Origin of the sequence: Nostoc sp. UHCC 0251 (assembly GCF_034932245.1) — a bacterium.
Taxonomy (GTDB): domain Bacteria; phylum Cyanobacteriota; class Cyanobacteriia; order Cyanobacteriales; family Nostocaceae; genus Nostoc.
Genome location: NZ_JAYGHD010000018.1, coordinates 16112 through 28472 on the forward strand (window position 1 = coordinate 16112; position 12361 = coordinate 28472).

General features: G+C 41.6%; 13 protein-coding genes. 7 read left to right on the forward strand and 6 right to left on the reverse strand.

Translation table 11 applies throughout. The features are described 5' to 3' along the window. Window positions 1–104 precede the first annotated feature (104 nt). The 5 genes from carA to VB740_RS04160 all read left to right on the forward strand — a co-directional run bounded on the left by carA (window position 105) and on the right by VB740_RS04160 (window position 4491). Window positions 105–1271 carry a glutamine-hydrolyzing carbamoyl-phosphate synthase small subunit gene (carA, locus tag VB740_RS04140; RefSeq protein WP_323198799.1) on the forward strand — a complete coding sequence of 389 codons (1167 nt, stop codon included), beginning with the start codon at window positions 105–107 and terminating at the stop codon, window positions 1269–1271. A gap of 227 nt (window positions 1272–1498) precedes the next feature. After that, complete coding sequence (locus VB740_RS04145) at window positions 1499–1864, forward strand: STAS domain-containing protein (protein WP_190727785.1); 366 nt, start codon at window positions 1499–1501, stop codon at window positions 1862–1864. A gap of 586 nt (window positions 1865–2450) precedes the next feature. Continuing rightward, window positions 2451–2930: a Mini-ribonuclease 3 gene (locus VB740_RS04150; protein ID WP_323198800.1), complete on the forward strand. Its 480-nt coding sequence runs from the start codon at window positions 2451–2453 to the stop codon at window positions 2928–2930. Between the two features lie 92 nt (window positions 2931–3022). Further along, window positions 3023–4102 carry a 23S rRNA (guanosine(2251)-2'-O)-methyltransferase RlmB gene (gene rlmB, locus VB740_RS04155; protein ID WP_323198801.1) on the forward strand — a complete coding sequence of 360 codons (1080 nt, stop codon included), beginning with the start codon at window positions 3023–3025 and terminating at the stop codon, window positions 4100–4102. A gap of 86 nt (window positions 4103–4188) precedes the next feature. Further along, window positions 4189–4491 carry a DUF1816 domain-containing protein gene (locus VB740_RS04160; RefSeq protein ID WP_323198802.1) on the forward strand — a complete coding sequence of 101 codons (303 nt, stop codon included), beginning with the start codon at window positions 4189–4191 and terminating at the stop codon, window positions 4489–4491. A gap of 168 nt (window positions 4492–4659) precedes the next feature. On the opposite strand, the gene VB740_RS04165 is transcribed toward VB740_RS04160, so the two are convergent. The 4 genes from VB740_RS04165 to truB all read right to left on the reverse strand — a co-directional run bounded on the left by VB740_RS04165 (window position 4660) and on the right by truB (window position 7381). Continuing rightward, entirely contained in the window at window positions 4660–5508 is an 849-nt protein-coding gene (locus tag VB740_RS04165; protein ID WP_323198803.1) for an alpha/beta hydrolase, read from the reverse strand. A 183-nt stretch (window positions 5509–5691) separates the two neighbouring features. Next, the gene (locus VB740_RS04170; RefSeq protein ID WP_323198804.1) at window positions 5692–6099 is read right to left on the reverse strand and encodes a hypothetical protein; all 408 of its coding nucleotides are present in this window, start codon (window positions 6097–6099) and stop codon (window positions 5692–5694) included. 12 nt (window positions 6100–6111) lie between these two features. Further along, complete coding sequence (locus VB740_RS04175) at window positions 6112–6420, reverse strand: hypothetical protein (RefSeq protein ID WP_323198805.1); 309 nt, start codon at window positions 6418–6420, stop codon at window positions 6112–6114. Window positions 6421–6496: 76 nt separating this feature from the next. Further along, window positions 6497–7381 carry a tRNA pseudouridine(55) synthase TruB gene (truB, locus tag VB740_RS04180; protein ID WP_323198806.1) on the reverse strand — a complete coding sequence of 295 codons (885 nt, stop codon included), beginning with the start codon at window positions 7379–7381 and terminating at the stop codon, window positions 6497–6499. Window positions 7382–7655: 274 nt separating this feature from the next. Here truB and VB740_RS04185 point away from each other — a divergent pair, with 274 nt between their 5' ends. Both VB740_RS04185 and VB740_RS04190 read left to right on the forward strand, forming a co-directional pair. Then, window positions 7656–8165 (forward strand): hypothetical protein, encoded by a 510-nt coding sequence (locus VB740_RS04185; RefSeq protein WP_323198807.1) that lies wholly within the window; start codon window positions 7656–7658, stop codon window positions 8163–8165. A gap of 484 nt (window positions 8166–8649) precedes the next feature. Then, complete coding sequence (locus VB740_RS04190; protein ID WP_323198808.1) at window positions 8650–9663, forward strand: alpha/beta hydrolase; 1014 nt, start codon at window positions 8650–8652, stop codon at window positions 9661–9663. 175 nt (window positions 9664–9838) lie between these two features. Here VB740_RS04190 and VB740_RS04195 read toward each other — a convergent pair whose 3' ends face one another. Both VB740_RS04195 and VB740_RS04200 read right to left on the reverse strand, forming a co-directional pair. Continuing rightward, window positions 9839–11581 (reverse strand): ATP-binding protein, encoded by a 1743-nt coding sequence (locus VB740_RS04195; RefSeq protein ID WP_323198809.1) that lies wholly within the window; start codon window positions 11579–11581, stop codon window positions 9839–9841. Window positions 11582–11860: 279 nt separating this feature from the next. Further along, on the reverse strand, window positions 11861–12316 hold the full coding sequence (locus VB740_RS04200; protein ID WP_100901603.1) for a response regulator: 456 nt from the start codon (window positions 12314–12316) through the stop codon (window positions 11861–11863). Window positions 12317–12361 lie beyond the last annotated feature (45 nt).

Here is a 12361-nt window from a genome sequence, read left to right on the forward strand (position 1 = left end):
TCGCAGTATTGGGGAATGGGGAGTAGGGAATAGGGAATAGGGAAGAGTTTTCCCAATGCCCAATGCCCGATCCCCACTCCCCACTCCCCACTCCCCAATTTACTATGCCCCTGTCTGACGCAATACCTGCTTTACTTGTCCTGGCTGATGGAACCACTTATCGCGGTTGGTCTTTCGGTGCTACGGGAACCGCGATCGGAGAAGTGGTGTTCAATACTGGTATGACAGGCTACCAAGAAGTCCTGACTGACCCAAGTTACTGCGGTCAAATTGTCATTTTTACCTATCCTGAATTAGGCAATACTGGCGTCAATTTTGAAGATGAGGAATCAGATGGCCCTCAAGTACGGGGTGCGATCGCTCGGAATATTTGTCACCGGCCGAGTAACTGGCGATCGACACAATCCTTACCAGACTACCTGAAGCAAAACCAGGTACCAGGGATCTACGGCATTGATACCCGCGCCCTCACCCGCAAAATTCGGATGTTTGGAGCCATGAACGGTGGCATTTCCACAACCATTCTCGATGAAGCGGAATTGCTAGAGCAGGTACAAGCGGCTCCCAACATGGCAGGATTAAATCTGGTTCGGGAAGTTACCACCCCAACAGCTTATGAATGGTCAGATCCGACAATTCCAGCCTGGGAATTCAACTCTGAGGCTGCGGAAAATCTTGGGGAACCGTTTACCGTTGTTGCCCTTGACTTTGGTGTAAAACGCAATATTTTGCGTCGCTTAACAAGTTACGGTTGTCGGGTAATTGTTGTACCTGCTGATACGTCACCAGAAGAAATCCTCAATTACAATCCAGATGGTGTGTTTCTTTCTAATGGGCCTGGCGATCCGGCTGCCGTCACTGAAGGTATTGCAACTGCCAAAGCGCTTCTGTTAAGTGAAAAGCCCATCTTTGGTATTTGTATGGGACACCAAATTTTAGGTCATGCACTAGGGGCAGAAACCTATAAACTCAAATTTGGTCATCGTGGTTTAAATCAGCCAGCTGGTTTACAACAACGGATAGAAATTACCAGCCAAAACCATAGCTTTGCTATTGACCCAGATTCTTTGCCTACAGCGGTTGTGGAAATCAGCCACCTGAACTTAAACGATCGCACCGTTGCCGGGGTACGTCACAAGTCTCTACCTGTGTTCTCCGTCCAATATCACCCAGAAGCCAGTCCTGGCCCTCACGACGCTGATTACTTGTTTGAGCAATTTGTTCAAGCCATGCGAACAGCACGTCAAGCCGTGGCAGCCGAAGTGAGGTAAAAATAGGGAATAGGGAATAGGGAATAGGGAATAGGGAATGGGGAATAGGGAATAGGCAATAGGCAATAGGCAATAGGGAGTCAAAAATGGGAAATGGATTATGGGTTATGAGGAAGAGTTTTCCAATGCCCAATGCCCAATGCCCAATGCCCAATTCCAGCAGATTGTAGACAACTTGCTCAAAAACCATCTATACTTGAGCGTTCACTTTAACTCATGAGGAGGGAATTATTGCTGAGCCACTAAATCTAACCGTTAGCCTGAGGGGCACTCGTGAAGTCCGGGATAACTGTCAGCTATTCCGCCTCACAGGTTTGTTAGATGCCTTTTCTGAGCCGACATTTCGCAAGGTACTTGGCAGTAAGATTGATGAGGGTCCTAAGCATATTATTTTGGATCTCTCACAAATCGACTTTATTGATAGCTCTGGCTTGGGTGCTCTGGTACAGCTAGCCAAGCAGGCTCAAACTGCTGAAGGCACCTTGCAAATTGTCACGAATGCCCGGGTCACTCAAACGGTCAAGCTTGTTCGCCTAGAGAAGTTTCTCTCCCTGCAAAAATCAGTTGAAGAAGCTCTAGAAAACGTCAAGTAGTCTTGATTCCTTGAACCGAGAGAACCAATTCGGCTATCCAGATTCAACGTCGGATAGCTTGATTTTTAAAACTTCTGGCAGGAAACCTCTCTCCTTGTGGGAGAGGCATAAAGCCAGGTAAGCTATTATGTTTAAAGTTGAGCAATAATAAAAATATAGAAACCCAGTTCTTCGGGTATGTAATTGTTGGCTAGAATATCAAATAAACAATTAAATCTGAGAAATTTGTAAGAAATACAAAGCCAGCAGATTTGTTATGGGTAAATTTGACTTGATACTGTATAGTTAAAAATCGTCGCTATTGTCGCTTACTAAGTAAGCATGGCAATGCAATCAAGTAACAGGGTGAGTTTGATGTCATAATTTTACCCTATCTTAGGCACAGACCACAAGTAGGCAAAATTTGGTTTATGGGCGTTGACATCACGGTAATTTAAAATGCTTTCTTCTCAATCAAAAAGATAGAATTAGTAAGTATTTCTGATAGTATTGATTATGCTAAGTATAGTATTATGGCCTACTTCAGAAAAATCAATCTTTGCAAAGAATGCCTGCCAAATGTAGCCCGTCAAGGAATGATTTATTTGTGAAGTCACAGGAGGAAGAGCTATTAGATGGACAAGATGAAACTCCCAAACAGAGTTTATCTTGGACTGAAGCACTCTTGACAACAACAGCGCCATTCCAACAGATTTCCCTCTCACAAGTGCAACAAATTTCTCCTACTGCTTTAGCATATTTGGGGGATGCAATTTATGAGTTGTATGTTAGAATGTTCTATCTGCTGCCATTGCAGCGGTCAGGAATTTACCATCGTCTGGTAGTGGAGCAGGTAAGAGCGGAAACACAAGCGCTACATTTGCGATCGCTGATTCCTCAGCTAAAGGACACCGAATTAGAAATTGTCCGACGGGGTAGAAACGCCGCTACAGGACGCCCTAAGCGACTTAATCCCGAAATATATCAACAGGCAACTAGTCTAGAAACCTTAATAGGCTACTTATATCTCACCGATTACCAGCGTCTAACCGAACTGTTGCAAATGCTTCATGTAGAAAAAGAGTGAAAACTCAATTTCCCAATAATAGCTAAAGCAGTAGATTAGGTTCCAGAAACTAAGGTAATCGGTATGAACCATACGCTATATCCATAACTCAAATGCAAAATAAACCGAGAAAAGTCAAGACTTCTAACGAATCCAATCGTGGGCAACCCGTAAAAATTCAGGGTAAGCGTGTTATTACTAATCCCACTCGCAATCCCAGAAAAATAGATAGCAACCCTACCTCTGTTGCAAATCCCACTCGTAATCCCAGGAAAATAGATAGCAATCCTATCTCTGTTGCTAATCCCACTCGTAATCCCAGGAAAATAGATAGCAACTCCGTTTCTGGCAACTCTCGGCAACGAAATAGCAACTTTTCCCAGCCGCCTGTATCTACACAACCGATAGAAGAAGATAGCGATCTCATCTACGGTCGTCATCCAGTATTGAGTGCGTTGCAAAATCAACGCAATCTCAACCGGATCTGGATTACTACCCGTCTGCGCTACGATCCCAGCTTTCACCATTTTCTCTTGCAAGCAAAGGAAAATGGCACAGTTATTGATGAGGTTGAACCCAAGCGTTTAGACTATCTCACTAACGGGGCCAATCACCAAGGTGTGGCAGCACAAGTTGCTCCCTACGCTTACATCGAATTGCCGGATTTAATTGAACAGGCAAAAGCTGTAACCGATCCCGTAATCGTAGTAGCTGATGGAATTACTGATCCCCACAACTTGGGAGCAATTATTCGCACCGCCGAAGCAATAGGTGCTCAAGGATTGGTGATTCCCCAAAGAAGGGCATCTGGGATCACTTCCACTGTCATGAAAGTGGCAGCAGGCGCTTTAGAAAATTTTGCTGTAGCGAGAGTTGTCAACCTCAGCCGCGCCTTAGAAGAATTAAAAGAAGCTGGCTATTGGATTTATGGCACTGCTGCAAGTGGCAGTGAACCCTTGCATACAGTCAATTTCACTGGCCCAATAGTTTTGGTCATCGGCTCAGAAGGTGAAGGTCTGGGTATGTTGACTCAACGCTCCTGTGATTTTTTAGTATCGATTCCTCTACAAGGTAAGACTCCTAGTCTGAATGCTTCTGTAGCAGCAGGAATGGCGCTTTATGAAGTTTATCGCCAGCGATCGCTAAATACCCTGCATCTAGATAAATTACAAAAAAATTCTTTGAAAAAATAACGCTAACAGAGTATAAAGAAATGTAAATCATAATAAAGCAACATATCGTTTAACACCCTGTAGACGTTTATAAACTCGCGAAAACCATGAAAACCATTTGGCATAACCTCAAGGAAGTGTTAATTAACACATTCGACTCCCTCGGCTTGGCTTGGTGGGTAGAGATTGTGACGCAAAATCCCCGTTGCACATACTACTTCGGCCCATTTCTAAATTCTTCTGAAGCAAGATTGTCAAGCATTGGATATATAGAAGATTTGGAGATCGAAGGAGCTACGGGAATTTCTGTGAATGTCAAGCGTTGCAAACCTAATACCTTAACAATCGCTGAAGACTTGGGGGAAAGATTTGACCGCAAAGTACAGCCTGCCTTTGGCGGTCAGATTTAAGTTAGTTAGGCCAGAGAATGAATAGGACGCGAGGATATAGGGACGCAAAGACACGGAAACACTGAGAATTCTTTTACCGTGTTACTGCGTCTTTTTCACTCACCGCGTCACCATATCTTCACTCTCCATTTCTCCTTCGTCAATAGTCAAAATTTTTTAAAAATTCGACTATTGACTCCCAATTACCTGCGGATGAACTTCGAGCCAATGGTCAATGTCATTCAGTACCTGCTGGGGGACTTCCCACGGAAAAAGATGGGCGGTGTTGGGATAGCACTGCCATTGAGAATTGTTGAGGTGTTGAGCAGTTTCTAAGCTGGAATTAGATGTGATATGGCGGTCTTGTTCACCAGCAAGTACTAAACTAGGACATTGTATTTGTTGCAAATCTAGAAGTCGGTTGTATCCCGATTGAATTGCACTGTAAAGGGCGCGACTAGCAGCAGGAGAGGTTTGCAAATAAGCTGGTACTGCTTCAGTGGCGATGTAGTTGTAAGTGGTAGATGTATGTTGTTGAATTAGGTAACGGAAAAGCGATCGCTTGCCAAAAGTTTCAATATTCCATTGCCAACTCGGTTTTATGTAGTTGATTAGGGCAGCAACGCCAGTATATAAATTATCCTGCCAAGTAATAGGAGGATGACTGCCACGGGGTTTTGCGGCTGTCGCCACCAAAATCAGCCCTGTAATGCGCTCTGGCAAACGTAATGCCAGTTCCATTGCCAGAATGCCCCCAAGTGACCATCCCAATACTAGGCACTTTTCAATCTCAAAGCGGTCTAGTAGCGCTTCTAAATCAGTCAAATGATCATTCATATCAAAATTACCATTCCAGCGACTTTTGCCGTATCCACGTAAATCAGGGGCAAAAGTTTTATAACGTTTTGATAAATGATTGGTAAATACAGAAAGACTACGACCAGTGCCAGGATGACCATGTAAGCCCAGAATGGGGAATCCTTGACCTTGGATGTAAACATTGAGACGTGCAGCAGTGGTAGGATGGCGATCGCTCATTACTCGTCGTTCTCCTGTCTAGCGATCGTTTCAGCACTTTCTGCTGTCTGCTCTAGGATTGTTTCAATTCGATCTAGACTTTCTGTCATAATAGTTCGTTATATTTATTATTTTTCTAATCTTGTCATAGGGCTAGCTGCCAAGCATTGCAGTGTTCGATTACAGTCCAAGCTGCTACAGTATTCAGGTATGAGGAAGTTTGATATCCAAAAAAGGGGAATTAATATCTAAAAGCCAATTTTCATCTACAAATTCTAGATTTTCATCATAGACAAGAAGCAACTCACCAATTCTTTGAGCATTATGACTTGGCTGATATATAGCATCAATACCAGAGATTGTGAAAACAAACTTTAGCTTTAGAAACCGTTTTTTGTGAGTAAAGCCAATAGAACTGCTAACTAATTCTGTTTCGAGGATACGAGGCAAAGTAATTATTTCATAATATTTATCTTGCTCATCCCAGTAGCCGCAAACCTTATAATCACATAGTTCAAGATGTTCTTGAACTAGTCTACGGGCGTCTAAGTTTTCTAAGATTTCAGTCAAATCCCGCCATACTGGATGATTTTTTAATTCTAGTCTTGTCATATTTATTCTGCACTAATGTTCTGTTACCAAACCTGGAAAGTGCAACACACCATCAATAAACTTTGCATGAAACCGCCTATCGCCGCCTTTACCTAACACTTTTGATTTCAAATCGTACCCCTCTTCTTGGGAAGCAACAAGCCCAGCATTAGCGCGTGGCGGAACTTGTCCTTTCTCAATCGCTTTTAAATGTTTGCCATTATAGTCATATTTTATTCCCAGTTTTATTTGCTCTTGGCTAAAAGAAACTAGCAAATCACTCGTTGTTTGATATATGATATCAAATTCAATATCTGCCCAGTTATTGGGTAGAGCTACCATTTAATTTACTGTTGATGATAATTTTACACATTGTGGTCAAATGTGCTCAAATTAAACCTTTTAACTTATCACAGATTTAAGAAATCGGTTCAAAAACCATTTGGGGAATCAACGCTTCATCTTGTAATTTCCCAATACCTAAAAAGCGAGCCTCTTCATCATAAACTCGCACTATTTCAGGAACATCAAAAGTTAGAGAAATTCGCTGACCTTGACACCATTTTTGAGCAGATGTTGCTGGTAAAGTAACAGATGACAAATGTTGTAAAGCTGCATCTGGGGAAATCGGTTTAAATGTACCAGCTTGTAGTTTAGTTTCTAAGTCGCTCAAAGTGAGACTATCTGTTAAATCGAAACCACTGCTTTGAGTGCGAATCAAAGCGGCAAGAGTGCCACCAGTTTCTAGAATTGCACCTAAATCACGAGCGATCGCTCTAATATATGTACCAGAACCACAGGCGATCGCCACATCCAATTCGGGGAAATCCCCTTCTCTCCAGTCCAAAATATCTATCTGAAAAACTTCCACGGTTCGCACTGGAACTTCCACCGTTATCCCTTGGCGTGCTAAGTCGTAGAGACGTTTACCATCGACTTGGATTGCGCTGTAACTAGGTGGTATTTGCTCAATCTTGCCTTCAAATTGCGTCAGTGCAGTTTTCACATCTGCCAAACTCAATCCAGCACAAGGTTGAGAAGTAATGATTTCACCTTGTAAATCATCGGTTGTGGTACGCACACCCAGCCGAATAGTGGCTTTGTAAGCTTTGTTTTCTGGCAGATATTGCAATAATCTTGTGGCTTTACCAAGGGCGATAGGTAAAACCCCTGTAGCAGCTGGATCTAAGGTTCCCGCATGTCCTACACGTTTGAGGCGCAACAATTTTCGCACCCGCGCTACGCAGTCGTGGGAAGTCCAGTCAAATGGTTTGTTTAAGTTGAGAAAACCTTGAAATAACACAAAATCAATACTTACAGCTTCTAAACTCTATTAAATACTTATTTAATGCTCAAAGCATTAATATTTGGTAATTAAAGCTTAATCATGCATTAAATTATACACGCTAATCAGCTTCAAGACATCCTGCAAGCACTTTACCGAATAATACACACAAAATCCAGATAACGCCGAGCATGTACAGCAAATACCACCTTGTCACTTATAATATAAGTAACAACACATAAAATACTTTTACCAAAACAATCATCGATAAGGTTTTATAGACATAAAATAAATGAAAAAAGCAATTTTCACTACTACATTAATTCTTTGTTCTATGTTGATTGCAAGTTGCGGTAACTTTGACAATAGTACTTCTCAACAGAATAAACTTAATCAAGCAAATATTGCAACAACTACCCCAGTTAATTCTGATTCTATTCCTGTAAATAAAGGAAAGATAGATAGTATCGAAATTAGCAAACGGGCTAGTAATTCAGCACTAAATGAAAATACATCTATTAATAATAAAAATAATGAAATTCCTAACGATAAGCCAATGTTGGGTACTATCAAAGATATGCGTAATGGAGACTTAAAATGCTACGTTAATGTTGTTGATGAAAAAGGTAAATTATATGAAAGTGTCGGTGCATCATTTGATATTTGCGAACCAAAGAAATACATCAATAAAAAAGTAGAGATGTATTATCAGATAGAAAACGTCAATGATTGTCAAAGTTCTGAGCCTTGCGGGAAAACAATCAAAGAATGGCTGATTACCAAGATAGAAATTCGAGATTAAGAATCACAATATTTATTTTTAAACGCATCGCGGCACTCCCTACCCTCAATCTACTCATAGGGTAGGGATTGGAGCAGATGACAACGATTGCACCTTTGACCAATATCGACCTATTCTCGCTGCAAGAACAGAGGTCAATCCCTTCCCCTACAAAGACGCTGCGTGAACTGGGAATTCAAAATAAGGTTCGCAGACTCAGCTAAAACTGGTTAAGATTTCAACTTTGCTCTTGATAAAAGAGCTAAAAGTCTTTTGAAAAAACTTTATAAAAAGGCGTCGGGAAAACCCACTCTTTTTAAAAATGGGATGAGATACACCCTGATGCCGTTGATAGTTAGCATTCAATGTGAAATCCCAGCCCTAAAAGGGATGGGATGAGCTTAACACTTCCAACAGGCTAAATAACAATATATCCTCTGCTAGATACGTAGTAAATATTAAGTTAATAAAATAAATTGATATCTGTAAATACGACCGGGAATCAATGAAAACTGGCATTCAAAAAACAGCAGAAATCCTGGAGCAAGTTCACCAATTAGAATCTACACTGGGTCTAAAGAATGAAGCCTGTCGTTCCAAATTTTTGATTCACCCTGACTTTAGATCAAAAGTTTTTTTATTTTTGCATGGTTTTACAGCAGGCCCTTACCAGTTCGAGCCGCTCGGTAAAGCCTTCTTTAACACCGGATATAATGTTTTAATTCCTTTACTACCCGGTCATGGACGCTCCGGTGACTGGAGGCATCAAAACCCTCCACCTCTGCCAACAGATATTAAGATTTATCAACAATTTGTAATTAAATGGTTACAGATTGCAAAAACGCTAGGTCAAGAAGTTGTGATTGGTGGATTATCGACTGGTGGAACTTTAGCTGCTTGGTTAGCTTTAGAGCATCCTCAGGAGATTGACTGCACCTTATTGTTCACGCCTTATTTGGGTAGCCGCTATTCACTATTCGATTTACTTATAAAAATATTGCCAATTTACTTTGAATGGTTCAACAAAGATGCACCTGGTAATTTTGGTTATAAAGGTTTTCGTCTTAAGGCATTACGGATATTTCTTGAATTGGGATATCAGGTTTTAGAAAAGGCTCAAGACTGTGTTTCTGCCCCTATCTTAATGGTATGTAGTGAAGCAGATCATGCTGTTAGTCGCTCGAAACAGCAAGATTTTTTCCGAAGAGTACTTAAGCAACAACCAAAATCTTGGTATTACTGTTTCGATGATTCACTTCAAATTGAACACCGAATGATGACGAAACTGGAAGACAATGATTATGAGGAACTGATAATTACGCTTGCGAAAGCATTTGTTGAGAGTGATTTGACTTGGGTAGAGTTTGAGCAAATGGCAAAGCGGATCACGCAGGGACAAGCCTATGACCAAATCATGCGAGAACTCAACTTTGATAGGCAAGTTTCTCAACAGCTATCTGCAATGATGACTCAAGCTTTTGGCTGTGAGCATCTCAAATGCATCAATCCAGATTCCTAGTAGACATCTCCAGAAATTAATTATGCGTTACCTAAAACCCTTGTAGAGACGTTGCATTGCAACGTCAAAACAATTCATTTTCTCAAAAAATATGTGTAGTCCAGTATGGGCATTAGTCGCTTTCGAGCGATCGCTATAAATTTCTGCCGCAGAGTATAAAAAGAATGATATTTCGTCAGTATTTAGATGCGTTTGCCCTAATTGGGAATGCCTTCGGTAAGCTAACTGTAACTTTAGTTCCTTGCCCTACTTGACTAGATAAGGTGATATCACCACCATGTAACTCAACACAAGCTTTAGCGATCGCTAGCCCTAATCCTGTACCGGGGATTGTGTCAACGTTACTTCCACGACTGAACGATTGAAACAAATTTTCTTGATCTTCTATCGGGATGCCAATTCCCTGATCTTTGATATAAAAGATTACTTGTGATTCTTTACCGATGAGGTGGAATTCCACAATACCTCCATCTGGAGAGTACTTAATTGCATTGGATATTAAGTTAGTAAAAATTTGCTGCAAAAGTCCGCGATCGCCCCAAAATTCTTGGTTATTACCAGTAATTTTAAAAATCAATTCGTGGCGATCGCCTGCTGTTTCTCGCTCTTGTTCTATCAGATCAGAGAAAAATTGCAGTAAATCTAGCAGGATTGGCTGATATTTGGGTTTTTCCAGTTCAAATTGATTAACCAAAAGCATGTTATCCACGAGTTTGGACATATACCTGGCTTTCTGTTCAATGATTCCCAAAAACCTATGTTGTTTAGACTCATCCAGTTGCTGGCTATGTTTTGCCAAAGTTGATGCAGCAGCCAGAATTGAAGTTAACGGCGTTCGATACTCATGGGAAACTGTGGCAATAATTTGCGATTTAAATGCATTAAGTTGCTTTTCTTTGGCAAGGGCTGCTTGAGTTTGGGCTAGCAATTCAGCTTGTTGGATGGCGATCGCTAGTTGCACCGAAACTTCATTGAGCATTTGGGCATCATCAGTTTGCCACTGTCGTTCACCGGAATTATGGTGAGCAATCAACAAACCCCAAAGCTTGGGGGTTGGGTTCCCATTGTTACTCAGGTTAATAGGAACTACCAAATTTGCCTTAGTATTAAATTGCTCTTTCAGGCTGACACAATTACACAAGCCAAGCTCATAGATATAAGGAATGGGGGATTGGGAATTGAAAGGCAGAGGGGCAGAGGGGCAAAGGGGCAGAGGGGAAAAACCTACTGCAACTTCCCCCCTGCTCCTCTGCTCTCCTGCTCCCCTGCTCCCCTGCTCCCCAGTCCCCGCCCCAATGCGATCGCACAATTCGACAGTGCGGTATGGCTCAACTGAGGAGGCAACTATTTTACCGTCTGCATCTGGGGCAAACTGATACACCATCACGCGATCGCACTTCAGAAGTTGCTGTACCTCGGCTACAGCTGTATTCAAAATTTGCTCTAGGTTAAGGGACTGGCGAATTCTTAAAGCAGTCGTAGCAATTAAGCGCTGTCTCTCCTGAGTTTTGTAGAGTTGGGCTTGCAAGCACGATTGCTTAATAGCGTTGCGGACTGTTAGTTGCAGTACATCCTGTGTTAGATGTTGCTTGACCAAATAATCCAATGCACCCCGTTTCATTGCTTGCACAGCTATCTCTTCATCGCCGCGTCCTGTCAGCATAATCACAGGGACAGAAGTCTCAAATATCTCCTGCTGCATCTGATCGAAGAGTTCTAACCCACTCATATCAGGTAAGCAAAAATCTAGCAAGATGACATCAAAGCGCATTTTTTGGCACAAAGCAAGTGCTTCTTCTGCACAGTCTGCCTCCAAAATCTGGTAGGACTGGTGCGGATCTTTCAACAGATATCGACGATAGATTTTTCGATCTGCTGCACAATCATCAATGATGAGTAGCGTCCATGTGTCCAACATATTAAGTATGAGGATTGGGGAGCCATGTAGATCCCTTTTATCCAGATTGCGTTTTTATTGCATAATTCTAAAAATAATATAAAATAAGTGTAAATAAAATCTAAATTCTTTAGAAATTCTAAAGTAATTTAAGTGGTAAGATAAACAAGAAAATGGGGAAAACGCATCTAAAAGAGACAAGCAGACATAGTGACTCAAAGAGAAAAATTTCTCTGTGTCCTCCAAGGCGTCTCTTTTGTTATCCTTTCCCTACTGCCTCATCGACAGAGAATAAACAAATTAATCCAAGGCAGGCGGCATATTGGCTTCAAGCCAATAATCCACAAATGCCTGAATCGTCTTCTTTAGTTCCTGAGCATCCATCGGCTTTACTAGATATCCATTTGCACCCTTTTGGTAGCACAGTTCAATATCCTTGGGGTTAGATGATGTGGTAAAAACAACGATGGGGATTTCCTTGAAACTCTTGTCTTGCTTGAGCCGATCTAAAATGTCACGGCCATCAATACCTGGCAAATTCAGATCGAGCAAGATAACAGAAGGTCTTAGTGCTACTTTAGAGTTGCGTAAGGCTTCGCTTCCTAGTTGATAGAGGAAGTCTAAAACCTCATCCCCATTAGTACAACGATGTATGGGGTTCTGGACGGACATGCGCCGCATCAGACGTTGTAGCATCCGAAAATCTTCATTGCTGTCCTCAACAACGAGCAGAGGTTCATGAAGTTTTTTTGTCATTCGTGGTCTTAAAGGAACTTAACAAAAATACATATTTGGTTATTA